The 24,627-nt window shown below is 67.7% G+C and carries 20 protein-coding genes; 10 read left to right on the top strand and 10 right to left on the bottom strand.

Going from position 1 to position 24,627, the window contains the following annotated elements; genetic code table 11:
* Positions 1-52: 52 nt before the first annotated feature.
* The 3 genes from ON22_RS06825 to ON22_RS06835 form a co-directional block, all read right to left on the bottom strand.
* Positions 53-2,842, bottom strand: coding sequence for a polynucleotide kinase-phosphatase (locus ON22_RS06825; protein ID WP_033244681.1), 2,790 nt, complete (start codon positions 2,840-2,842; stop codon positions 53-55).
* Entirely contained in the window at positions 2,839-4,542 is a 1,704-nt protein-coding gene (locus ON22_RS06830; RefSeq protein WP_033244682.1) for a 3' terminal RNA ribose 2'-O-methyltransferase Hen1, read from the bottom strand. The genes ON22_RS06825 and ON22_RS06830 overlap by 4 nt, the downstream gene beginning before the upstream one ends.
* An 84-nt stretch (positions 4,543-4,626) precedes the next feature.
* Positions 4,627-7,089 (bottom strand): phosphoketolase family protein, encoded by a 2,463-nt coding sequence (locus ON22_RS06835; RefSeq protein ID WP_081595392.1) that lies wholly within the window; start codon positions 7,087-7,089, stop codon positions 4,627-4,629.
* 297 nt (positions 7,090-7,386) lie between these two features.
* On the opposite strand from ON22_RS06835, the gene ON22_RS06840 reads away from it, so the two are divergent.
* From ON22_RS06840 to ON22_RS34435, 6 genes are all read left to right on the top strand, one after another.
* Positions 7,387-7,968: an FKBP-type peptidyl-prolyl cis-trans isomerase gene (locus tag ON22_RS06840; protein ID WP_033244683.1), complete on the top strand. Its 582-nt coding sequence runs from the start codon at positions 7,387-7,389 to the stop codon at positions 7,966-7,968.
* Between the two features lie 272 nt (positions 7,969-8,240).
* On the top strand, positions 8,241-9,632 hold the full coding sequence (tig, locus tag ON22_RS06845) for a trigger factor (RefSeq protein ID WP_033245246.1): 1,392 nt from the start codon (positions 8,241-8,243) through the stop codon (positions 9,630-9,632).
* A gap of 258 nt (positions 9,633-9,890) precedes the next feature.
* Positions 9,891-10,478, top strand: coding sequence for an ATP-dependent Clp protease proteolytic subunit (locus ON22_RS06850; protein WP_033245247.1), 588 nt, complete (start codon positions 9,891-9,893; stop codon positions 10,476-10,478).
* A gap of 83 nt (positions 10,479-10,561) precedes the next feature.
* Positions 10,562-11,230, top strand: a complete 669-nt coding sequence (locus ON22_RS06855) for an ATP-dependent Clp protease proteolytic subunit (RefSeq protein ID WP_051157257.1) — start codon at positions 10,562-10,564, stop codon at positions 11,228-11,230.
* A gap of 361 nt (positions 11,231-11,591) precedes the next feature.
* Positions 11,592-12,872 (top strand): ATP-dependent Clp protease ATP-binding subunit ClpX, encoded by a 1,281-nt coding sequence (clpX, locus tag ON22_RS06860; protein ID WP_033244684.1) that lies wholly within the window; start codon positions 11,592-11,594, stop codon positions 12,870-12,872.
* 100 nt (positions 12,873-12,972) lie between these two features.
* On the top strand, positions 12,973-13,431 hold the full coding sequence (locus ON22_RS34435) for a hypothetical protein (RefSeq protein ID WP_051157237.1): 459 nt from the start codon (positions 12,973-12,975) through the stop codon (positions 13,429-13,431).
* A gap of 4 nt (positions 13,432-13,435) precedes the next feature.
* Here ON22_RS34435 and ON22_RS06870 read toward each other — a convergent pair whose 3' ends face one another.
* Positions 13,436-14,005, bottom strand: a complete 570-nt coding sequence (locus ON22_RS06870) for a carboxymuconolactone decarboxylase family protein (protein ID WP_033244685.1) — start codon at positions 14,003-14,005, stop codon at positions 13,436-13,438.
* 205 nt (positions 14,006-14,210) lie between these two features.
* Positions 14,211-14,588 carry a nuclear transport factor 2 family protein gene (locus ON22_RS06875; protein ID WP_033245250.1) on the bottom strand — a complete coding sequence of 126 codons (378 nt, stop codon included), beginning with the start codon at positions 14,586-14,588 and terminating at the stop codon, positions 14,211-14,213.
* Positions 14,589-15,040: 452 nt separating this feature from the next.
* On the opposite strand from ON22_RS06875, the gene mihF reads away from it, so the two are divergent.
* Positions 15,041-15,355, top strand: a complete 315-nt coding sequence (gene mihF / locus ON22_RS06880; protein WP_033244686.1) for an integration host factor, actinobacterial type — start codon at positions 15,041-15,043, stop codon at positions 15,353-15,355.
* A 101-nt stretch (positions 15,356-15,456) separates the two neighbouring features.
* On the top strand, positions 15,457-15,894 hold the full coding sequence (locus ON22_RS06885) for a DUF6841 family protein (RefSeq protein ID WP_033244687.1): 438 nt from the start codon (positions 15,457-15,459) through the stop codon (positions 15,892-15,894).
* 39 nt (positions 15,895-15,933) lie between these two features.
* On the opposite strand, the gene ON22_RS06890 is transcribed toward ON22_RS06885, so the two are convergent.
* Positions 15,934-16,662, bottom strand: coding sequence for a TetR/AcrR family transcriptional regulator (locus tag ON22_RS06890; protein ID WP_033244688.1), 729 nt, complete (start codon positions 16,660-16,662; stop codon positions 15,934-15,936).
* Between the two features lie 108 nt (positions 16,663-16,770).
* Between ON22_RS06890 and ON22_RS06895 the strand changes: the two genes are divergently transcribed.
* On the top strand, positions 16,771-17,943 hold the full coding sequence (locus ON22_RS06895; protein WP_033245251.1) for an FAD-dependent monooxygenase: 1,173 nt from the start codon (positions 16,771-16,773) through the stop codon (positions 17,941-17,943).
* Between the two features lie 64 nt (positions 17,944-18,007).
* On the opposite strand, the gene fdhD is transcribed toward ON22_RS06895, so the two are convergent.
* From fdhD to ON22_RS06910, 3 genes are read right to left on the bottom strand one after another with little or no spacing between them, the layout of a single operon-like run.
* Positions 18,008-18,835 (bottom strand): formate dehydrogenase accessory sulfurtransferase FdhD, encoded by an 828-nt coding sequence (gene fdhD, locus ON22_RS06900; protein WP_033244689.1) that lies wholly within the window; start codon positions 18,833-18,835, stop codon positions 18,008-18,010.
* The gene (locus ON22_RS06905; protein WP_033244690.1) at positions 18,832-21,141 is read right to left on the bottom strand and encodes an FdhF/YdeP family oxidoreductase; all 2,310 of its coding nucleotides are present in this window, start codon (positions 21,139-21,141) and stop codon (positions 18,832-18,834) included. The genes fdhD and ON22_RS06905 overlap by 4 nt, the downstream gene beginning before the upstream one ends.
* 49 nt (positions 21,142-21,190) lie before the next feature.
* On the bottom strand, positions 21,191-22,303 hold the full coding sequence (locus tag ON22_RS06910) for an FHA domain-containing protein (protein WP_033244691.1): 1,113 nt from the start codon (positions 22,301-22,303) through the stop codon (positions 21,191-21,193).
* 221 nt (positions 22,304-22,524) lie between these two features.
* Here ON22_RS06910 and ON22_RS06915 point away from each other — a divergent pair, with 221 nt between their 5' ends.
* Positions 22,525-23,058: a GNAT family N-acetyltransferase gene (locus tag ON22_RS06915; protein ID WP_033244692.1), complete on the top strand. Its 534-nt coding sequence runs from the start codon at positions 22,525-22,527 to the stop codon at positions 23,056-23,058.
* Here the strand turns inward: ON22_RS06915 and ON22_RS06920 are convergent.
* Positions 23,046-24,599 (bottom strand): glycerol-3-phosphate dehydrogenase/oxidase, encoded by a 1,554-nt coding sequence (locus ON22_RS06920; protein WP_033244693.1) that lies wholly within the window; start codon positions 24,597-24,599, stop codon positions 23,046-23,048. The genes ON22_RS06915 and ON22_RS06920 overlap by 13 nt on opposite strands.
* Positions 24,600-24,627: the final 28 nt, after the last annotated feature.

Genomic DNA, 24,627 nt, shown 5'->3' on the forward strand with positions numbered 1-24,627 from the left:
CAGGGGACAGTGAGGCTGCGGCCGCGGCGGACATCATCCGCGGCCGCAACACTTAGAGTCGCGGATCGACCGGTTCGGATTCGAGTGCCAACACCGCGAACACCGCCTCGTGGACCCGCCACAGCGGATCCCCCGCGGCGAGACGGTCCAGCGCCTCCAGGCCCAACGCATACTCACGCAGCGCCAGCGCCCGTTTCCGGCCCAGCCCCCGGGACCGCAGGCGACGCAGGTTCTCCGGGCGCAAATACTCGGGGCCGTAGATGATCCGGAGATACTCCGGCCCGCGGCATTTGACACCCGGCTGGACGAGCCGGCCTCCCGGTACCCGGTTGTCACGGTTTCCCGTCACAACCACACCTTCCTCGAGAAGTTCACTGCCGCCCGGCTGCTCGCGGGCGCTGCCTGCTCGCCCGTCGCGAGCCGGAAGCTCGCCCGCGTTGCCCGCGGAGCTCGTGTGGCCCGCGTCGATCGTGGCCCCCACAATGGCCGAGCCGGCCGCGCCCGTCGTTGTGTGTGCCTCCGGTCCGCGCGACTTCGGCGCGGCGTGCACCAGGGCGTCCACCGGCTTCACCACCATGCCCTCACCGCCGTCGCCGGTCAGCGACAGCCACCACGCGGTGGCGGCCGCCTCGCTGCCGGGGTCGGTGAGGTCGACGGTCACCCGCCTGGTGGTGGTCAGCAGATCCGGGTCGGCGGCGACCAGCCGGTCGAGTAGGTCCAGCTGCCAGTGGTGGTCGCGTACGGCGTAATTCGCACCCTCACCGGCGAGCAGTCCGAACGGCGCCACTCGCAACCCGGCGAGCCCGTCGACGGGCCAGCAGTAGCGACCGTAGGCGCGGGTGAAGGCATCGATATCGGCGGACCGGCCGCTCATCCGGGCCTGCAGCTCGCCGACATCCTGCCCCCGGGCGGCCACCGCTGCCAGCACCTCGCTGGCCGTTTCGACCGAGGCCCGCGCCGCGGCGCCGACCGCCGCGTACTGATTGCGCAGTAGCTGTTGTGCCTTCGCCGACCAGGGCATGATCTCGGTGTCGAGCAGCAGCCAGCCGGTGCGCAACTCGTCGAACAGTCCAGCGGTTTCGGCCGCCGTACGGATGCGGGCCAGCAGGGCTTCGGTCCGGTCGGGCTCGTCGAAGAACGGCCGCCCCGTGCGGGTGTAGATCATGCCGGTGCCCTGCACCACGCCGAATCGTTCGGCGGCCGCTTCCGCGGAACGAGCCAGCAGCACCACCGCCCGCGACCCCATATGTTTCTCCTCGCACACCACCCGCGTCACGCCCTCACCGCGGAAGTACTCGAACGCCTGGGCCGGATGCTCGAGGTAGCCCGGTAATTCGGAGGTGGCGCACGGAGCCATGGTCGGCGGCAGATAGACCAGCCAGCGCGGGTCCACGGCGAACCGGCTCATCACCTCGAGTGCTGCGCTCGCGTTCTCCTCCTGGACCCCGACCCGCCCGTGGTGGCGGGTTTCGACCACGCGGCGGCCGAATACATCGTCGAGATCGAGGATGCCGGGATCGCGGTGCGTGGGGCCATCGGTGGCCGGACCACCGCCTACCGGCGCCAGCGGGCGCACCGGTTCGTACCAGATCTGCTCGGCCGGTACCGAGACCGTCTCCCGCTCCGGGTACCGCAGCGCCGACAGCTGCCCACCGAAGACCACGCCGGTGTCCAGGCACAGCGTGTTGTTCACCCAGCGCAGGTCGGCGACCGGTGTGTGGCCGTACAGGACGGTCGCCCGGCCGCGGTACTCCTCGGCCCACGGGTAGCGCACCGGCAGGCCGAATTCGTCGGTTTCGCCGGTGGTCTCGCCGTACATGGCGAAAGACCGGACGCGTCCGGAGGACCGCCCGTGATACTCCTGCTTCAGCCCGGCGTGGGCCACGACCAGCCGGCCGCCGTCGAGTACATAGTGGCTGATGAGGCCCCGGCAGAAATCGAGTGCGGCCGCCCGGAATTCGTCGTCGGTCTCCGCGAGCTGAGCCAGCGATTCGGCCAGCCCATGGGTCGGTTTCACCTTCCGGCCGGACAGGGCGCGGACGAGTTTGTGCTCGTGGTTACCGGTGACGCACAGTGCGTCTCCGGTGGCGGCCATTCCCATCACCAATCGCAGCACGCCCGGCGTATCGGGACCACGATCGACCAGATCGCCGACGAAAACCGCGGTCCGGCCCGCGGGGTGGCGGGCGCCCACGGCCCGGCCCGCCGTATCGCGATCGATCCGGTAGCCGAGCGTGGCGAGCAGGGTTTCCAGCTCCGACCGGCAGCCGTGGATATCGCCGATCACATCGAACGGTCCGGTGAGGTCGCGGCGGTCGTTCCACAGGCGTTCGTCCACGATCCGCACCGCGGTGATCTCCTCGGCGCCGCGCAGAGTATGTACCCGCCGGAATCCCTCGCGTTCCAGCCCGCGCAGTCCGCGCCGCAGCTCCCGCTGCTGGCGGTGTACGACGTGGGCACCCAGCGCGGCGCGATCCGGTCGCCGCGCGTTCCGTTCCAGGCATACCGAATCCGGTACATCCAGCACGATCGCCACCGGCAGCACATCGTGGTCCCGGGCGAGCGCGACGAGCTCCTTGCGGGCGCCCGGCTGCACATTGGTGGCATCGACCACGGTCCGCAGCCCGCGTCGCAACCGCACCCCGACGATATGGTGCAGCAGCGCGAACGCCTCCGGTGTCGCCGACTGGTCGTTCTCGTCGTCGCTCACCAGCCCGCGGCAGATATCCGAGGAGATCACCGACGTCGGCGGAAAATGTGTGCGGGCGAAGGTCGATTTCCCCGACCCGGTGCAACCGATGAGCACCACCAGGCACAGATCCGGTACGGCGAGATCGGTCACTGCGGGGCTCCTTCGGTTGCGGTGTGGGCGCGGGTGAACACCGCGAGCTGGGTCGGCGGGCCGACCTCGGGATCGGGGAAGCCGATCGGTGCGAACCGGACCTCGTAGCCGTAGTGTCCGGCGATCCGTTGCGCCCAGGACCGGAACTCTGCCCGGTTCCATTCGAAACGATGGTCGCTGTGGCGGAACGCGCCCGCCGGCAGACCGTCGTACCGCACGTTGTATTCGGCATTGGGCGTGGTCACCAGCACCGACTGCGGCGCTGCGGCCCCGAATACGACGTACTCGACCGTGGGCAGCCGCGGCGGATCGATATGTTCGATGACCTCCATCAGCACGGCCGCGTCGAACCCGCGCAGCGCGCTGTCGGTATAGGTGAGCGATCCCTGCCGCAAGGTCAGCCTGCGCGCGACCCTCTCCGGCAGCCGATCGAGCCGCAACCGGCGGCGCGCGATCGACAGTGCGCGGGTGGAGACATCCACGCCCATGATCTCCCGGAAAGAACTGTCGCCGAGCAGATCCCGCAGCAAGGCGCCTTCACCGCAACCGAGGTCGAGGATCCGGGCCGCCCCGGCCTCTCGCAGCGCGGCAACCACCGCCGCCCGCCGCTGCACCGCCAGCGACGCCGTGGGGGTGCCGTCATTCGCCCGCGCGGCCGTGGCCGAAACCGGGTCCTCGTGCGCGGAGCGGCCCGTGTCGGAGCCTGCCGTCGTGCCCGCGGGCGCATAGTCGCCCGGTGTTGTGGTCGAAGTCAGGCCCATGCCGGGCGAACGGCCCGCAGCGTCGATCGCTGCCGTGAGGACGCCGCGCATGTCCTGAGCGGAGGAATCCGCGGCGATGCCGGGCGCGACCGAACCGGGGACGCGCGCCGAGGTGCCGTGCGGCTCGGCCGCGGTCTGGTCCGCCTGGATCGCTTCATCGACCGCGCCGAGTTCCGCGGGGTCGGAGTTGTCCAGTTCGGCCAGCCGGGCCAGGGCTGTGCGGACCAGCGACTGGCGGCGGGCGAGGTAGCGGCGGGTGATCCAGCCGCGCTCCGGATGGGCGGCCAGCCAGCCCCCGCCGGCGCGGAGCAATTTGTCCACCTCGTCGTTGTCGAGCCAGTAGTGCTTGGCCCCGTCGAGGACAGGCAGCAGGACGTAGAGGTGGTTGAGTGCATCGGCCAGTCGCACCGTTGCGCTCAGTACCAGACGCAGATGCGCCGAATCACCCCACGCGGGGAACGCCGGATCGAGCGGCAAGGGTGTGGCGTCCACCGACCAGCCGAGCGGGGCGAAGATCCGTTCGGCGAGTTCGGGGCCGCCCCGGCAGCCCAGTGCCGGGAGTTCCAGCCGCAGCGGCAAGGGGGTGCGGGCCAGTTCCGGGCGCTGTGCGCACTCACCGCGCAGTGCGCTGCGGAATACGGCGCCGATCGCCACCGACAGCAGCGAAGACGCGGCGTAGGGCCGGTCGTTCACGTACTGGCCGAGAGCGAACGCCTGCGGTCCCTTGGACCGGCCGCGGACCAGGCGTACCGGGTCTACTTCCAGCAACAGTGCCGCGGTGCACCGGTCGGCGGTGGCCTGCGGGTAGAGCACATGCGCGGTGCCGTAGGACAATCCGAATTCCTGCACCCGGTCCGGGTTCTTGTGCAGCAGGAACCCGAGATCGGTTGCGGGCGTAGCACTGCCCGCAACCGGTGTGCAGGTGATCGTCAACAGCATGCTGTGATCGTGGCCGAGTCACACCGGTGCGGCAAGGCGGTTTCGGTCGGGCCGGCGCCGGTTCTCCCCGGGCCGGGTGCCGGTTCACGCGGGCCAGCGCCAGTTCGCTACCTCGGGGATGTCCTCGCCGTGTTGCCGGGTCCAGGTCCGGGCGCGCAGCCGGGCGTCCACCATGTCCTGCCGCAACCCCGCCGCCTGCTGCCGTAGCGCCGGTACCCGGTCGATCACATCCATCACCAGGTGGTAGCGGTCGAGATCGTTGAGCATGACCATATCGAACGGTGTGGTGGTGGTGCCCTCTTCCTTGTAACCCCGTACGTGCAGGCCGGAATGGTTGGTGCGGCGGTAGGTGAGCCGGTGGATCAGCCACGGGTAACCGTGGAAGGCGAAGATCACCGGGGAGTCCCGGGTGAACAGGGTGTCGAATTCGCTGTCGGGTAGGCCGTGCGGGTGCTCCTCGGTCGGCAGCAGGCGCATCAGATCGACCACGTTCACCACCCGCACTCGTAGCCAAGGCAGTTTTTCGCGCAGAATCGAGGCCGCGGCAAGGGTTTCCAAGGTGGGGACATCGCCGGCGCAGGCAAGCACCACATCCGGGGTGGTGGCCGGTTCGTCGCGGTTACCGGCCCATTCCCAGATCCCGATACCGCGGGCGCAGTGCAGCGCGGCGTCGGTGGCCGACAGCCAATCCGGCTGCGGCTGTTTGCCTGCCACCACGACGTTCACGTAGTGCCGCGAGCGCAGGCAGTGGTCGTACACCGAGAGCAGCGTATTGGCGTCCGGCGGCAGATACACCCGCACGATCTCGGGTTTCTTGTTCAGCACCACGTCGAGGAAGCCGGGATCCTGATGAGTGAAACCGTTGTGGTCCTGCCGCCAGACATGCGAGGACAGCAGATAGTTCAGGCTCGCCAGCGGCCGCCGCCACGGTACTTCGGCGCTGGCGTCGAGCCATTTGGCGTGCTGGTTGAACATCGCGTCGACGATATGGACGAAGGCCTCGTAGCAGGTGAAGACACCGTGCCGGCCGGTCAGCAGATATCCCTCCAGCAGGCCCTGGCACATATGTTCCGACAGCACTTCGATGACCCGGCCCGCGCGGTCGAGTTTCACGTCGTCGGGGCCGATCTCGGCCTGCCAGTTACGGCCGGTGACCGTGAGAATGTCCTGTAACCGGTTGCTGGCCAGTTCGTCGGGAGCGAAGGTGAGGAAGTTGTCCGGGTTGAGTTCGGTGACGGTGCGGAGCCAGCCGCCCAGCACGCGGGTCGCCTCATGGTCGGTACGTCCGGGTTCGGAGACATCCACCGCGTATTCGCGCCAGTCGGGTAGCCGCAGATCACGGACCAATTCGCCGCCGTTGGCCACGGGGCTCGCACTCATCCGTTTCGCCCCCACCGGCACCAGCCGTCGCAATTCCGAGACCGGGGTGCCGGCCTCGTCGAACAGCTCCTCCGGCCGGTAGGACCGCAACCACTGTTCGAGCACCGCCCGGTGCCCGGCGTTCTGGCGGGCAGCGGGTAACGGCACCTGATGCGCGCGGAAGGTGCCCTCCACCGGTTCCCCGTCGACCTGCGGCGGCCCGGTCCAGCCCTTGGGGGTTCGCAGCACGATCATCGGCCAGTGCGGCCGGGTGGTATCGGTTCCGTCGCGGGCGGCGCGCTGGATCTGCGCGATCCGTTCCAGGCAGGCGTCCATGGCGGCGGCCAGATCCTGATGGACCTGCGCGGGGTCGCGGCCGGCGACGATCAGGGGGTCGTAACCGTTGCCCCGCAGCAGTGAACAGAGTTCGTCCTCGGGGATCCGGGCCAGCAGGGTCGGGTTGGCGATCTTGTATTCGTTCAGCGCGAGAATCGGCAGTACCGCGCCGTCCCGGGCCGGGTTCAGGAACTTGTTCGCATGCCAGCTGCCCGCCAGCGGCCCGGTTTCGGCCTCACCGTCACCTACCACGCAGAACACCGTCAGATGCGGGTTGTCCAGGGCGGCGCCGAAAGCGTGCAGCAGCGAATAGCCCAGCTCCCCGCCCTCGTGGAACGAACCGGGTGTCTCCGGCGCGCAATGGCTCGGCACCCCGCCGGGAAACGAGAACTGCGCGAACAACGCCCGCATCCCTTCCGCATCGCGCGGTACATGGCTGTAGAGCTCCGAATAGGTTCCTTCCAGCCACGCGCACGCATTCGGGCCGGGCCCGCCGTGCCCGGGCCCGGCCACGAACACCGCGTCCAGGTTGCGCGCCAGAATCGCCCGGTTCGCGTGCACCCACACCAGATTCAGGCCGGGAACGGTACCGAAATGACCGAGCAGCCGCGGTTTGACATGCTCGGGTGCCAGCGGTTCGCGCACCAGCGGATTCGCCATCAGATAGATCTGCCCGACCGAGAGATAGTTGGCGGCCCGCCACCACGCGTCCAGGGTCTCCAGCTCGTCGGCGTCGAGCGGCCCCCGCGCCGTCGCGGACAGCACATAAGGACGGGGCGCGATCGATTCACCCCCGTCACCGCCCACATTGTCGGCAGCGGTATCCCCACCTGCACTTGCCAACTGCGTCATACGCCGAACCTCCTGGAGGTCGTGGTCGCGCCGGGCACTCCGCACGCCGGTACGGACGCCCCAACGATAGCTGGAGGTGTGCCGCCCTCGGGCCGGTTCTCGCGTGTGGGTGCACGCTGCGCTGATTTCTCTGCGTTTCGCCCGCGGCATACCCGCGAAGCGGGCCGGTAACCGGGGTGCTCGTCGAAATACCGCCGTGGCGTCGTAGCGCTTCGGCGTCGATGTTCTCGGCGCCGGTGCGCGGGGTTCGGCCGAGGGGGCTCCGACCCGTACGACGGCGCACCATAAGCTCGGCGGATGCAGATATTCGGCAGGATCATCGCCGTCGCCGCCGTGGGGGCGGCCGCGTTCGGGCTCACCGGATGCGGTTCGGACGACGCTTCCGAGACCACCGCGACCTCCACGACCGCGGCGTCCGCGCCGCGCAGCGCGGCCGCGCAAGGGGCGCCCACCGCATCGAAGGGCCGCGAATGCACGGCCGACGATATCGGCGTCACCGGTGGTTTCGGTGAGGTACCCGAGATCACCATCCCGGACGATTGCGATCCGCCGAAACAGCTCGTCGTGAAGGATCTGGTTCCCGGCACGGGGCCCGGTGCGGCCGCCGGCGATCAGCTGACCATGAATTACGCCCTGGTCACCTGGTCGGATAAGCAGAAGCTGGATTCCTCCTTCGATCGCGGTGAACCCTTCGAGCTGGACCTCGGCTCCGGCATGGTCATCCCCGGCTGGGAACAGGGCCTCGAGGGAGTCCAGCAGGGTGCCCGCCGGCTGCTGATCATCCCGCCGGATCTGGGTTACGGCGCCGGCGGCAACGGGGTCGCACCGAACGAGACACTGGTCTTCGTCACCGATGCCGTGGCGGTACCTCAGGACTGAGCCGTGCTGGTGGGCGCCGTGTGACCCACCTCGCCCGCCGCCGGGAGGCCGCCAACCGCCTCCCGGCGTGCAGCCCGCCCGACCCGGTCAACTACCCTGGTCGGGATGCGTATCCCGGGCGCGTGAAACCGCAGGTGCTCGCCGTTCCGGACGGTACGCCGGCGGCGCGTACCCGCGTGCTGTCGCCAGACCGCGCGCCATCACCGCGTACCGGTACGGAACACGTGCCGGGCCGAGGTCAAGACGAACCGACGAGAACAAGGAGCATGTCCGTGAAGAGCACCGTCGAGCAGCTGAGCCCGACCCGGGTCCGGATCAATGTCGAGGTGCCCTTCGAGGAGCTGAAGCCGGACTTCGATCGCGCCTACAAGGCCCTGGCCAAGCAGGTGCGCATTCCCGGCTTCCGTCCGGGCAAGGCACCGGCCAAGCTGCTCGAGGCGCGCCTGGGTCGCGGTGCAGTGCTGGAGCAGGTCGTCAACGATGCGCTGCCCGGCCGCTACAGCGAGGCCGTGACCACCTCCGAGGTGAAGGTCATCGGGCAGCCCGAGATCGAGATCACCAAGATCGAAGACGGCGAGGAGCTGGCGTTCACCGCCGAGGTCGATATCCGTCCGGAGATCGCCCTGCCCGAGGATTACAGCAGCATCGCCGTCACCGTCGATGCCATCGAGATCACCGATGAGGATATCGACGAGCAGCTGCAGTCGCTGCGCGAGCGGTTCGGGACCCTCGTGGGTGTCGAACGCGCGGTACAGGACGGCGATTTCGTCTCCATCGATCTGTCGGCCACCGTGGACGGCGAGGAGGTCCCGGAGGCGGCGACCACCGGGCTGTCGCACGAGGTCGGTTCCGGTCAGCTGATCGAGGGTCTGGACGACACCCTGCTCGGTATGTCGGAAGGTGAGTCCAAGGAGTTCACCTCCACCCTGGTCGCCGGTGACCACGCGGGCAAGGAAGCCGCCATCACCGTGACCCTCGGTTCGGTCAAGGAACGCGAACTGCCCGAGGCCGATGACGAATTCGCCCAGCTGGCCAGCGAATTCGACACCATCGACGAGCTGAAGGCCGATCTGCGCACCCGCGTCGAGCGGAACAAGAAGGTGCAGCAGGCCGGAGATATCCGCGACCAGGTCCTGGAGAAGCTGCTCGACACCGTCGAGGTGCCGCTGCCGGAGGCCGTGGTCAAGGCCGAGATCGACGCCGTCGAGCACGACGCGGTGCACGGTTTCGACCACGACGAGGAGAAGTTCGCGGCGGCACTGGAAGCCCAGGGCTCCAGCCGCGAGGAATTCGACGCCGATACCAAGGAAGCCGCCGAGAAGTCGGTGAAGACCCAGCTGCTGCTGGATGCCGTCGCCGAGGCCGAGGGCACCCAGGTCGGGCAGGAGGAGCTCACCGAGCGCATCCTGTTCCAGGCCCAGCGCTACGGGATGGCGCCGGAGCAGTTCATCCAGCAGGTACAGCAGGCCGGCCAGCTGGGCGCGGTCTTCGCCGATGTCCGCCGCGGCAAGGCGCTGGCGGAGGTCGTCGGCAAGGTGACCGTCACCGATTCGGACGGCAACACCGTCGATACCGAGGAAATGTTCGGCAGCCCGAAGCCCGCCGACGACGAGGCCGCCGAGGAAGCCGGCGCGGAGACCGTGGAGACCGCGGACAAGGAGTAGTACCGACCAGCAGTACGGATCGGAAGCCCTGGGACCAGAGGCGGTGTCGGCAATCCAGAGACAGCACAGAACCATTCCCCTGTCCCCGGTATGCCCCCGCCCGCAGACCCAGGGCTTCCGTCGTCCGCAAGATATTGCGCTATGAGCGAAGTGGGTGGGGATCGGGAGTTCGGTCACGCCCCGTTTCGTTAATGTTTGTGACAGCAACGAGCCGGCGAGAGAAGGCAGGTATCCGTGACAATCAACCAAGCCGAGGTCATGACAGCTCCGACCGCTGGGCTCAATCTCAGCGATTCCGTGTACGAGCGCCTGCTGCGTGAGCGCATCATCTTCCTCGGCACCCAGGTCGACGACGACATCGCGAACAAGATCTGTGCACAGATCCTGCTGCTGTCGGCGGAGGACCCCGCCCGGGATATTTCGCTCTACATCAACTCGCCGGGTGGTTCGGTGAACGCCGGCATGGCCATCTACGACACCATGCAGTTCGCGGAATGCGATATCGCGACCTACGGGATGGGCCTGGCCGCCTCCATGGGGCAGTTCCTGCTCACCGCCGGCGCGAAGGGTAAGCGTTTCGCGCTGCCGCACACCCGGATCATGATGCATCAGCCGTCGGCCGGTATCGGTGGTTCGGCCGCGGATATCGCGATCATGGCCGAGCAGTTCGCCTACACCAAGCGTGAGCTGAACGAGTTGCAGGCGATGCACACCGGGAATCCGGTCGAGCAGATCAACGCCGATGCCGACCGCGACCGCTGGTTCACCCCCCAGCAGGCGCTGGAGTACGGCTTCATCGACCAGGTGATCACCAGTGCGCGCCAGGCGGGCGGCACGGGCAACTAGAACGTCGTTCGCGCCGGCCGCTGCGCGGCGGTGGCCGCGATCGGTGTTCAGCGGACAGCTCACTCATAGACTTGGAGACGAATATGGCCAATCCGAACGTTGCACGCGCCGGTCTGGGCGGCCTCGCCCCGGCGGGCCCGCAGTCGCGCTACATTCTGCCGTCGTTCATCGAGCATTCGAGTTTCGGCGTCAAGGAATCCAACCCGTACAACAAGCTGTTCGAGGAGCGCATCATCTTCCTCGGCGTGCAGGTCGACGACGCCTCGGCGAACGACATCATGGCGCAGCTGCTGGTGCTGGAATCGCTGGATCCCGATCGCGATATCACCATGTACATCAACTCCCCGGGTGGTTCGTTCACCTCGTTGATGGCGATCTACGACACCATGCAGTACGTGCGCGCCGATGTTGCGACCGTCTGCCTGGGGCAGGCGGCGTCGGCGGCGGCGGTGCTGCTGGCCGCGGGTACCCCCGGGAAGCGGGCCTGCCTGCCGAACGCGCGGGTGCTGATCCACCAGCCGTCGGTCGAGGGCGGTATCCAGGGGCAGGTGTCGGATCTGGAGATCCAGGCCGCCGAGATCGAGCGGATGCGCCGACTGATGGAGACCACGCTGGCGCGCCACACCGGCAAGGACGCGGACACCATCCGCAAGGACACCGATCGCGACAAGATCCTGACGGCCGAAGAGGCCAAGGAATACGGGATCATCGATACGGTGTTCGACTACCGGAAGCTGAGCGCTCAGAAGTGAGCGTGGCCGGGTCCGGCGCACCGTGATTGTCCGCGGTACGCCGGGCCGGCCGGGCCGCGGGACCCGGCCGCGCCGCTGCGGCGGCGAACGTGCGACACGCCCCGTGCGGCCCGCGCGGTGGAAACCGCGCGACGACGCCGTATCCGCGTGAAACCCCGCACAACCGCGATGAGAAACCTGCCCGAGTTGTCGACCCCGATCGCACACACCGGGTACGGTCAAACCCAGGGACCTTTGTTCCCGGTTGACAGCACCGCCCCTCGATCCGGGTGACAGCGCCGGATTTCGCTCCACTGCGGGCGCGGCCGGCTGACAGCTGGACGGATGGTTGCACGCGAACAAGGAAGTAGGGACCCACACGATGGCGCGCATCGGCGACGGCGGCGATCTGCTCAAATGCTCGTTCTGCGGGAAGAGCCAGAAGCAGGTCAAGAAGCTCATTGCGGGACCAGGGGTGTACATCTGCGACGAGTGCATCGATCTGTGCAACGAGATCATCGAGGAAGAGCTGGCCGAATCGAGCGAGGTCAAGCTCGACGAGCTGCCGAAACCGGCGGAGATCCGGGATTTCCTGGAGAACTACGTGATCGGCCAGGACACGGCCAAACGGACGCTCGCGGTCGCGGTGTACAACCATTACAAACGTATTCAGGCCGGGGACAAGGGCCGCGACGCGCGCGGGGAAAGCGTGGAATTGGCGAAGTCCAATATTCTGATGCTCGGTCCTACCGGTTGCGGTAAGACCTATCTGGCGCAGACGCTGGCGAAAATGCTGAATGTGCCGTTCGCGATCGCCGATGCCACCGCGCTCACCGAGGCCGGTTATGTCGGTGAGGATGTCGAGAATATTCTCCTCAAACTCATTCAGGCCGCCGATTACGACGTGAAACGCGCGGAGACGGGCATCATCTATATCGACGAGGTCGACAAGATTGCGCGTAAGAGCGAGAATCCGTCGATCACGCGGGATGTTTCCGGTGAGGGTGTGCAGCAGGCCCTGCTGAAGATTCTGGAGGGTACGCAGGCGAGCGTGCCACCGCAGGGTGGCCGTAAGCATCCGCATCAGGAATTCATCCAGATCGACACCACCAATGTGCTGTTCATCGTGGCGGGCGCGTTCGCCGGTCTGGAGAAGATCATCTCCGATCGCACGGGCCATCGCGGTATCGGTTTCGGTGCGGAGGTGCGGTCGAAGGCCGAAGTCGATACCACCGATCAATTCTCCGAGGTGATGCCGGAGGATCTGATCAAATTCGGTCTTATCCCCGAATTCATCGGCCGGTTGCCGGTGGTCGCGTCGGTGACGAATCTGGACAAGGATTCGCTGGTCAAGATCCTGTCCGAGCCGAAGAACGCGCTGGTGAAGCAGTACATCCGGTTGTTCGAGATGGACGGTGTGGATCTCGAATTCACCCGCGACGCGCTCGAGGCCGTGGCGGATCAGGCCATTCTGCGGGGCACCGGGGCACGCGGTCTGCGCGCCATCATGGAAGAGGTGCTGCAGCAGGTGATGTTCGATATCCCGAGCCGCGACGATGTGGCGAAGGTTGTCGTGGACGCGGATACCGTCAACGACAATGTGCTGCCCACGATCGTTCCGCGCAAGCGCGAGCGTCCGGAGCGCCGCGACAAGTCGGCCTGACGCCCGAACGCAACCGTTCCGAGGCCGGTTCCGGTCTTATCGGCGGCGTACCCGCTGTATGGTCGTCACCACTCGACATTCGTGCGATGTAGGAGCGGTTATGGCGACACAGCTGCTTACCGGTTTTTTACGGCGCGAGCGATGTGATGACATCCCGGCGCCCGCACGGTTCGGCCGGGCGGGCGCCGTTTTCTGTGTGCTGGCGGCGGCACTGGCCGTAGCCGTACTGGGTGCCACGCCGGCCGCCGCCACCGTGACCCAGGTCAGCGTGACCCCGGATCTGAATGTCGGGATCCGCACGAACTACGGCACCGGTTGCAGCTACACGCTGCGGGCCCGGCTCAGTGAGGCGGTGACCCCGGTGACGTTCTACGACAACGGTATTCCGATCGCGACGGTGCCGCCCGCGGGCGGCGGGCTGGCGCTGATCAACTGGGTGCCCGCCTACGAGGGCGATCACACCCTGCAGGCGGCCCAGCCGGGTGGCGGCCCCGCCCCGTCGGTACAGGTGTTCGTCGGCCGCGGCGCCCATATCGGTTATGCGTGCTGGGTGATCTGAGCGGTCAGGCCCAGGGCACCCGGCACGAATCGGTGCTGAATCCCTGCGAGGTGATACCGAGTGCGTGGTTGTTGCGCGCCCGGGAGTTCTCCAGGCCGATCTGGTAGGTCAGTTCGATCACGCCCGCTGTGCCGAACCGGCGTTCCAGGTCGGCCACCTGCTCGTCGGTGACGGTCATCGGGGTCGCGGTCATCGCATCGGCGTAGGCGATGGCGGCCCGCTCGTCATCGGTGTAATGCGGCGAGGTCTCGTATTCGTCGATGTGCTGGAGCCGGTCGATATCCAGGCCGTCCAGGCGTTGCAGCATGGTGCCGAAATCCACACACCAGGAGCAGCCGACGGTCCAGGCCGTCCGGTAGACGGCGATTTCGCGGATATTGGCGGGCAGTTTGGTGGAGGCCCGCTCCGCCACGAGTTCGTGTATTCCACCGGCGAGCAGGATTCCGGTGTGGTGGCCGCTGACCGCGAACGGTTCCGGTACTTCGCCGACCTTGCGCCGGGCGAACCAGTACATGGCCTTGGTCAGCAGCCCGGCGTCCTTCGGGGCGAGCGCGGGGATACGGGTTGTGCTCATCGGGTGTCTCCTCGGTCCGGGTGGATGCTTCTACTACCTGGACGAGATAGGGCCCCGCGGCGTGACGCCCGGGGTGCCCACGGTGCCGGCCCGGCGCGCGGAATCTCGAGGAGTTCCCGCGCATGATGGGGGCCGGGGCCGGACGTGGGCAGCCCCGAGGTCGGCGATACGACGGCTCAGCGCAGTCGAGCCGCCGGATCGCGGCTCATTCCGGTTCGACGGCCATATCGTCGGCGCTCCAGTACGCGCGCATCCGGGTGATCCGGCCCTCGGTGTCGAATTCCATGACATCGATCGGGCTCAGGGTCATCCGCTGACCGTCGAACTTGGTGATCAGTGTGAAGACGAAGGCGGCATGGTTACCGGCGATCCGCACGGTTTCCGGCGCGAGTGAGGATTCCCGTTCAAGGCTCGTGATGACGTTGTAGAACTCCCGGATGGCGTCGTGGCCCTGCTTCGGCTCGGTGCCGATGGGGTCTTCGATGACGGCGTCCGGTGCATAAAGCGCGACGATTTCTTCGGTCGGTCCCGAGCCGACCAGTTTCACGTACTGCTCGACTACGTCGCGGATCTCCCGTGCCATCACCACTCCTACGAATTGGAACGTGTTCTAGATTCGGGAGCGTAGCAGCCGGGCGCCGATAGGGCACCGGGAACCGTACGACAGGCAGTGTGCTCGCCGTCGGCCGATATGTGGATGGTAATGAGAAATACCTGATCAGAATGCATATCTTGCACAGCGGGCGGGTATCTTCGCTGATCCCTCGGTTCGCCGTTGAAACGCCGCCGCGCAGGAGATGCGTCTGCTCATAACTTCGCTGCAGCGCCCGCGGATGTTACGTGTTCCAGCCTGCGGACGGCCTGTTTCGGGATGCGTGGAAAGCGGAATTCCGGGTCCATCGCGCGAACTCACTCAGAAATCATTGCTATGACTGCTGGTCTGGCCGGTGTGTCGGCGGTTCGGTGTCGGTATTGTGATGTTGAATCGACCCCGATCAACCAGATGTTCGAGCGACGAGTGAAAGCGGAGGAGATATGGCACTGCCAACGATGACCGCGGAACAACGCACGGAGGCTCTGGCCAAAGCGGCGGCGGTGCGCAAGGCGCGCTCCGAACTGATCGGTCAGGTGAAAGACGGCAAAGTTTCGGTCGCCGACCTGCTGCGCAAGGCCGATAGCGATGAACTGGTCAAGAAGACCAAGGTGGTCGCTGTGATCAAGGCGCTGCCGGGCGTAGGGCCGGTGAAGGCCGCCAAGCTGATGGACCAGGCGGAAATCCCGGAGGATCGCCGGATCGGCGGTCTGGGTGCCCGCCAGCGGGCGGCGCTGCTGGAGGCGCTGGCCAACTGAGGAGGGGAGCGTCCGACCGTGGGCGCTCCGAACTCCGGCCGCGGCCGAGCCGGTCGTCGTTGGTGAAACGACCGGCATGGCCCGGCGGGCCAGGTGCTGACATGTCCACACGTGATGACATCGAATCGTTCCTCGACGAGTATCAGTCCACGCTGAGCGCCTTCGACGCCGAGCGTACGGCCGCACTGTGGGGGACACCGGGCACCATTGTCAGTGATGAATTCGTCGGATCGCTGCATTCCCGGGAAGAAATGGCGCGGGGCCTGGCGCAGGCGCATCCCATGTACCAGATGCTCGGCCTCTCCCGGGTCGACCACACCTTGCTGGAATTCGCGGAGCTGACCGCCGTGCTGGCGCGGGTCCGGGTGCGCTGGCATTTCTACGACAGCGACGAGGCGCTGCTCGCCGACAGCGATTACGAATATCTGCTGCGTCGTGACGATGACGGCTGGCATACGTATGTCGCCGTCGCCATCGACGAGGCAGAGAAATTGTCCCGCGTGGCAGCGGACCGCGGGATCCGGCTGCCCGGAATGTGACAGGCCGTCGTGTGCAACGGGGGAGTGTCGCGGAAAAGTTCAGCGGGTGGCGCGCTGTGTCAGCAGTGCTGCCACGCCGTCGAGAATGCGTTCTATTCCGAATTCGAGGGCGGCATCGCGCCGGTGCGGCCGGTCGCCCGGCTCCGATGCTTCGGCGGGATCGGATATCGCAGCGATCAGCCGGGGGAAACGATCACCCGCCGATTCCAGCGCCGCGGACATCGTCGTGGTCAATTCCTTCTCGCCGGTTGCGGGGCCCATCAATTGCTGCGCCAGGCTGCGTACGTGCCCATTCAGTACGACGAGCGTATCCAGCAGCTCCGGACCGGTCAGCTCGATATCCGCCATCACCTCGAGCGCGGACTCGGTCCAGCCGAGCTCGTTGGGGCCCATCGGCCGGGTGCCCGCCAGTAGTTCCATCACCCACGGATGCCGCCGGTACCGTTCGAAACTCAGCAGCGCCCAGGAACGCAACCCGGCCCGCCATGCCGGCGTGCCGGAGGTGTCCAGTTCCGGAAGGCCGGCCAGGGCCGCTTCTGTCATCAGTGCGGTGAGTTCGGCTTTGCCCGGCACGTGGCGGTACAGCGACATTTTGGTGTAGCCGAGCCGGTCGGCGAGCTTCTGCATGGATACCGCGGCCAATCCTTCGGCATCGGCCAGCTCGACCGCGGCGGACACGATCGCGGCGCGGGTCAGGGTGGGTTTGGGTCCCCGAGTCGGCCGTCGATCAGTACCCCAGAGCATTTCCAGGACGGTCGGGGTCGCCATCGGGTGCCTCTCCGAAATCGGTTGACGTGCAATCGTGTCTACCATACGCTTCACTGCGTCTTCCGGAAACAGTATCCGGTGGACGCATATTGTGGGATGGAGCTCAACATGAAGAACCGCAGTGTTCTCGTCTCCGGCGCGAGTATCGCCGGCCCCGCGCTCGCCTATTGGCTCGCTCGCTACGGATTCGACGTCACGGTGGTCGAGCGCGCCCCCGCACTGCGACCCGGCGGCCAGGCCGTCGACTTCAAAGGAGTCGTGCACCGCACGGTGCTGGAGCGGATGGGCGTATACGACGAGATATGCCGCCGAAGTACCGGTGCCACCGATATGGTCCTGGTCGATGCCCGCGGGCGCGAGCGAGCACGGATATCCGGCGATTTCACCGGCGGCGACGTCGAGATCCTGCGTGGGGACCTGGCCGGAATCCTGTACGAGGCCGGTGCGCAGGACTGCACCTACCGGTTCGGCGATTCGATCAGTGCACTTCGCGAAACCGCAGGCGGTGTCGACGTCGAGTTCGAGAACGGTCCCGCCGGGCGCTTCGATCTGGTCTTCGGTGCGGACGGTATCCACTCCCGGGTGCGTCGGCTGGCCTTCGGACCGGAAGAGCAGTTCGTCCGGCACCGCGGCTACTACTACGCCATAGCCGGGGAATCAGCCCGTCGTGCCCAGTCGGATGGGCCGCGCCGGCGCGAATCGTATGCCCACAACGACGCGGGCCGGCTTGCAGTGGGAGGCGGCCCGAAGGCGCAGCAGATGTATCTGTTCGCGGCATCCGAGATTCACTTCGCGGACGAAGCCGACAAACGTCGCGTGCTGACCGAGAAGTTCACCGGGATGGGGTGGCAGGTGCCCGAAATGCTCGCCGAACTACCCGAACTCGGCGATTTCTATCTCGACGCCCTGGCCCGGGTCCGGATACCGAGTTATGTGGCGGGACGGGTGGCTCTGGTCGGAGACAGCGCCTACGGGAACACCCTCGCCGGGTTCGGCACCGGTCTGGCAGTGGTGGGCGCCTATGTGCTGGCGGGGGAACTGGCCGCCGCAGAAGGCGACCATACGGTGGCTTTCGCTCGATACGACCGGATCATGCGCAGGTATGCAAAGGTCGGTCTGGGGAGCAGCCCCGGCCCGTTCCTGGCACCGAAAACCGCATATGGCCTGCGGCTGCGCGATTGGTTTCTCGGGTCGCGCTGGTTCCGTCTCATGGACAAGTTCGCAGTGGACGCCAAGGACGACCTGGATCTCACCCGATATCCGAATTGGGAACCGCGCTGAACCGCACGGACATACCTGTGCGTCCCGCCGCCGCGCACAAGTGCGGGCCGAAGCGGCGCTCACGTCAGGCGTCGGGGATCGACCCCGAGACCCGTTCCGCTGCGGTGTAGATGTTCATCGTGCCGCCACGGACGAAACCTGCCAGGGTGAGCCCGGATTCGGCGGCGAGGTCCACGGCCAGCGAACTCGGGGCCGACACCGCCGCGAGGATCGGGATACCGGCAAGGACGGCTTTCTGTGCGAGTTCGAACGAAGCCCGACCACTCACGACCAGCACGAGATCCGATGCCGGGATCCGGTTCTCCCGCAGCGCCCAGCCGATGACCTTGTCGACCGCGTTGTGCCGGCCGATATCCTCCCGCACGGCCACGGCGTCACCGTCGGTGGTGAACAGGCCCGCGGCGTGCAGGCCACCGGTCGCGTCGAAAACCGTCTGCCGACGGCGCAGCGCCTGCGGCAGGTGGGCGAGGACCGCGGCCTCGATCAATGGTTGCGGCGGGGAGAGTGGGTGGCGGCTGCGCTGCCGGATCTCGTCGAGGGCGGTTTTCCCGCACAGACCACAGGCTCCGGTGGTCAGGAACGGGCGGTTCGGCAGGGCAATGGGAGCGGCCGGATCGATATCGAGAACGTTGTAGGTGTTGCGGCCCTCGTCGTCCGTGCCTGCGCAGTAGCGGGCGGTGCGGATATCGGCGGCCTCGGTGATCAGCGATTCGGCGAAGAGGAAACCGTGCACCAAGTCGATATCGTTGCCCGGGGTGCGCATGGTGACGGTGAGCGACTCCCCGCGGACCCGGATTTCCAGGGGTTCTTCGACGGCCAGGGTATCGGGACGGGTGATCTCGCCGGCCGGGGTGATCCGTCGCATCCGGCGTCGCGCGGTAACTCTGCTCATTCGGCGCTGCGCTGGTGGATATGGGGTTCGAGCCGGATGACGACCGCCTTCGATACGGGTGTATTCGACCGCTCCGCCACATGGTCGAGCGGGACCAGGGGATTGGTTTCGGGGTAGTAGGCGGCGGCGTTCCCGCGGGGCGTGGAGTACTCGACCACCCGGAAACCCGTCACCCGGCGTTCGACACCGTCGGTCCACTCCGCGATCAGATCGACGAGATCACCGTCGCGCAAACCCATCTCGGCGATATCGCCGGCATTCACCAGCACCACCCGGCGGCCGTGGTGGACACCGCGGTAGCGGTCGTCGAGGCCGTAGATCGTGGTGTTGTACTGGTCGTGGCTGCGCAGCGTCTGCAGGACGAGCCGGCCGGGCGGTACCGGCACCCAGCTCAGGTCGTTCACCGCGAAATTGGCTTTCCCGGTAGTGGTGCGGAATTCGCGGGTATCGCGCGGCGGATGGGGGAGAACGAAACCGTTGCGCTGCCGGACCCGGCTGTTGTAATCGGCGCAGCCCGGCACCACATGGGCGATGGCGTCGCGGATCCGGTCGTAGTCGCCGCGGAAATCTTCCCAGGGCACGGGATGTCCGGGACCCAGCAGTTCCCGGGCGAGTTCGCAGACGATCGCGACCTCGCTGCGCAGTTCGTCGCTCACCGGATCGAGCCGGCCGGTGGACAGATGCACCATCGACATCGAATCCTCCACCGATACCTGCTGGCGCCGGCCGTTCTGCATATCCAGATCGGTGCGGCCCAGGGTCGGCAGGATCAGTGCGGTGGCGCCGTGGACGATATGGCTGCGGTTGAGTTTGGTCGATACCTGCACCGTGAGTGCGCAGTTGCGCAGGGCGGCCTCGGTGACGGTGGTATCCGGGGTGGCGGCGACGAAATTACCGCCCATCCCGAAGAACACGCGGGCCTGCCCGTCGCGCAGTGCGCGGATGGCGGCGACGGTGTCGTAGCCGTGGGTGCGCGGGCTGGTGATCTCGAACTCGTTGTCCAGGGCGGCGAGGAACGGTTCGGGCATCTTCTCCCAGATGCCCATGGTGCGGTCGCCCTGCACATTGGAATGACCGCGCACCGGGCAGACACCCGCGCCCGGTTTGCCGATCATTCCCCGCGCCAGCAGCAGATTGGTGGCTTCCTCGATGGTGGCGACCGCGTTCTTGTGCTGGGTGAGCCCCATCGCCCAGCAGACGATGGTGTTGCGGGAGCGGGCCAGCCGGTCGGCTGTGCGGGCCAGTTCATCGGGTGTGAGACCGCTCGCCTCGTACACCGTATCCAGGTCGACGGCGCGGATATGGCGCTCATAGGCGGCGAAACCGGCCGTATGCGATTCGATGAAGGCGCGGTCCAGGACGGTGCCCGGGGCCCGGTCCTCGGCCTCGAACAGCAGTTTCGCCAGTCCCTGGAACAGGGCCATATCGCCGCCGAGGCGGATCTGCAGGAAATCGTCGGCGATATCGACGCCGGTGGTGAGCCCGCGAACGGTCTGCGGATCGCGGAAACCGATCAGTCCGGTTTCGGGCAGCGGATTGATCGCGACGATCTCGGCGCCGGATTTCTTCGCGTCGGCGAGCGCGCTGAGCATACGCGGATGGTTGGTGCCCGGGTTCTGGCCCGCGATCAGGATGAGATCGGCGGCGGCGAAATCGTCGACCGTCACCGAACCCTTGCCGATACCGATGGAACCGGTGAGTGCGGTGCCCGACGATTCGTGGCACATATTGCTGCAGTCGGGCAGGTTGTTGGTACCGAAACTGCGGACCATCAGCTGGTAGAGGAACGCGGTTTCGTTCGCGGTGCGGCCGGAGGTGTAGAACACGGCCTCATCCGGGGAATCCAGTGCCCGCAACTGCTCGGCGATCAACCGGTAGGCGTCGTCCCACCCGATCGGGCTGTAGTGGGTATCACCCGGCCGCAGCACCATGGGATGGGTCAGCCGACCCTGACGGCCCAGCCAGTACCCGGACTTCTCGGCGAGATCGGCGATCGAATATTCGGCGAAGAACTCCGGGCCGACGGTGTTCAGCGTCGCCTCTTCGGCGACTGCCTTCGCCCCGTTCTCGCAGAACTCGGCGGGACGGCGGGACCCGCTGGGTTCCGGCCAGGCACACCCCGGACAGTCGAACCCGTTCACCTGGTTCACCCGCGCCAGCGTGCGCGCGGTGCGGACCACACCCATATCGGCGACCGCCCGCCCCAGCGCGACCCCGACCGCCCGCAGGCCCGCTGCCTGCGCCTTCGGCGGTGTGACGGTGAGCGCGGATTCGTCGATGTCCTCGGTCGGGCCGTTGCGGTGCATACCGCCATTGTGCGCTGTGCGGCGCGGCCGCGTGGCCCGGGCACACCGCTCAGCCGGCGTGCCCGGATTCCGACGGGTAGGTGAGCACCTGTTCGCTGATGCGGATCCGGCCGCCGGGCGGTAGTTCGGTCGGGGATTGACCGATACGGGTCCAGCGCGGTTCGTCGGGGGTCGAGACGAAGGTGCCCGCCGCGGTGCCGGCGTCGCGCAGGTACACCTTGCCGGCGTCCACCGAGAGGTAGGCGTGGACGCGCGAGATATGGCGGTCGCGCTGCAGTACCAGCGGGGCGGCGGTTTTGCGGCGCACCGATTCGTCGACCGAGGGCCCACGGCCGATCACGTACGCGCGGTCCAGCGGGTAACTCGTACCGTCCTCGGCGACCAGTACGACGGGACTTTTCTCCGCGGTGTCCGCGCCGTTGTGGGTGGCGTGCGCGTGCGGTTTCGCCGTGTTCTTCCCGAGCCGGATGGGATCCGCCGCCGGGCGCGCCGGTGCCGCGGACCAGGCTCGGGTGCCGGGGAGCGGCCCCGCCGGGCGGGCAGCCGCGAGGCCGGTAGGTGGCCCGGAATCGGCCGCCGGTTCCGGATCGGCGGCGGCGACCATACCGGCCGGTGCGGTGGCAGGCGGCTCCCCGGCGCCCCGTTTCGCCGCAACCGCCGCGGCGGGCCGGCCCGGTTTCTTGCTCCGGCGCACCGCCGCGTGGATCACGAAACCACCGCCGGGCACCACCCCGGCGCGCAGATCGGTCCTGGGATACGGCGTCACCTGGGCGTCCGCGCCCGGGCCCACCGACAGCGTGCGGACCGGATCACGCACGATTTCGTCCACCCAGGTGAAAGCACGCGCCCCGACCAGCCGCCGGGAACCTTCGGCACCGGAGATCAACGCCGATACCGGGCCCCGCAGCAGCACCAGGGTGCCGTCGGCGGTGGGCGCGACCAAACCGAACGGGGGCGGTTCCGAACCGGTCCCGAACACCACTGCCGCGAGCCGCTGTGCGATCGCCGCACCGGGATGCTCCACATCCGCCACTGCCTCGACGGCGCCGAGTATCCGCTCGGTGGACGCATTGGCGCCCACCAGGTAGATCACGACATCACCGAAGCGCGCGACCAGGCCCTCGCCCGGTGCGATACCGATGGTGGACGTATCGACACGCACTCCCGGCTCCTTCCTCAGACCACCGCACCAGCATAGATGCGAGCCGTGTTTTCTTGCGGCGCCTGCGGCCTCAACCCTTCGAGGGCCTCGCTGAACTCGGCTCTGAGGCCGATGCTCGTTCCGGAGAATGGGTCGGCCGGCCGATATGTCGGTGCCCGGCCTCCGCGGCCGCGCCGAAGGTGCCGCAAAATAGACACAGTCGTCACCGAACAGGAGTGCTCATGATCCGCGAGGCGACCGCTACGGATATACCTCGGTTGCAGGAGATCGAGGTGCGGGCGGGGGAGCTGTTCGCCGCGATCGGGATGGATGCGGTGGCGGGGGACGAACCGCTGTCCGCGGAGGTGCTCGGCGAGTTCGTGCTCGACGGCCGGGCGTGGATGTGGGTGAGCGTAGAGGGCCCGGTGGGGTATCTGATCGTGAGTGTTGTCGATGGGAACGCACATATCGACCAGGTGTCGGTACTGCCCGAATGCCGGGGGCAGCGGATCGGGCGGCGGCTCATCGACCGGGCGGTCCGCTGGGCAGCAGAGGGCGGGCTACCGGCGATCACGTTGACCACGTTCACCGAGGTCGCCTGGAACGGGCCCTATTACGCGCGGCTGGGTTTCCGTTACCTGGACGCCGCTGAAGAAACGCCCGGTCTGCGCGCGGTGCGGGCCGAAGAGATCGCGCACGGACTGGACCGCTGGCCGCGCGCCTGTATGACCGCTTCCGTGCCGGAATGGCAGTACGCCGCGGCTTACTCGGAATAGGCGGCGACCATCGCCTCGGCGGTGGCCCGGGCCGCGGCGCGGTCGTCCGCGACCAGGCCGATCCGGGTGCGGCGGTCCAGGAGATCGCCGGCGTCCAAGGCTCCTTCCTGGGTGAGAGACCAGGCGAATTCCGCCGCCAGCACATCCGCTCCCGGCGCCACGGGGGTGGCGAGTTCGGGGTCGGTCGCGGCCAGGGTCGCTACGGCGGGTGCTTCGGCACCGTAGCGTTCGATCAGCAGTTGCGGCGCGAGCAGATGATCGCGGGCTGCACCGGCGACGGCCCCGGCCAGCGGTAGATCGGTTGTCCGGCACGGTCCGGCGCTCAGGCGGGCGTGCGCTACCGCGGTGTCGAGGGCGTCCTGTGCCATTTTGCGGTAGGTGGTGAGTTTGCCGCCGACCACGGTGATCACGCCGGATGGGGAAGTGAGGACCGCGTGTTCGCGCGAGATATCGGCGGTGCTGTCGCCGCCGGTGCGTAGCAGTGGGCGCAGTCCGGCATAGGAGCCGCGGATATCGCTGTGGGTGAGCGGGATCCGTACCACGGTGTTCACGGTGTCGAGCAGGAAATCGATTTCGGCGGGGGTCGGGCGGGGTTCGTCGGGGACCGGTCCGGGTGCGTCCTCGTCGGTGAGGCCGAGATAGACCCGGCCGTGCGGTGCCGGCAGGGCGAAGACGAAGCGGCCCACGGAACCGGGGACCGGGATGGTGAGCGCGGCGGTGAGGCCGCCGAAGGCCGCGGCGTCGAATACCAGATGGGTGCCCCGGCTGGGTCGCAGTTCGATACTGGGATCGACCTCGTCGGCCCAGACTCCGGTGGCGTTGACCACGGCCCGGGCGCGGACGGTGAGGGTTTCCCCGGTCCGGGTGTCGTGGAGGGTGGCACCATCGCCGGTGACGGCTTCGGCCGCGACGCGGGTGAGTACGGTCGCGCCGCGGGCGGCCGCGGTCCGGGCCAGCGCGACCACCAGGCGGGCGTCGTCGACCAGCTGCCCGTCCCAGGCCTGCAGTCCGCCGCGTAGTCCGTCGCGGCGCACGGTAGGGGCGAGACGCAGTGCTTCGGCTCGGGTTACCCGGCGCGAGCGCGGTAGCAGCGAACCCGAAGTGCGCGCGCCGGTGCGCAACAGATCGCCGGCCAGGAAACCGGTGCGGATCAGTGCGCGGGAGGACAGGCCGATATCGGGGAGCAGAGGTACCAGTTGGGGGAGCGGACGCACCAGGTGGGGGGCGTTACGGCGCAGCAGGATCCCGCGTTCCACGGCGCTCTCGTAGGCGATCCCGACCCGCCCGCTCGCGAGGTAGCGCAGACCCCCGTGGACCAGTTTGGAACTCCAGCGGCTGGTGCCGTGTGCCAGATCGTGTTTCTCCACCAGCAGTGTGCGCAGGCCGCGGGCGGCTGCGTCGAGGGCTACGCCGGCACCTGTTACTCCGCCGCCGACGACCAGTAGGTCGACGGTGGGGGCGTCGCCGAGGGCGGTGAGTTCGCGGCTGCGCCGGCGGGCGTTGAGCGCGGCGCCGGTGGTGTCGGAAGGGGTGCTGACCATGGTTTTCGTGGCACGGCTGCCCGCTGGG

Source organism: Nocardia carnea NBRC 14403 (genome assembly GCF_000308515.1).
GTDB classification, from domain to species: Bacteria; Actinomycetota; Actinomycetes; order Mycobacteriales; family Mycobacteriaceae; genus Nocardia; species Nocardia carnea.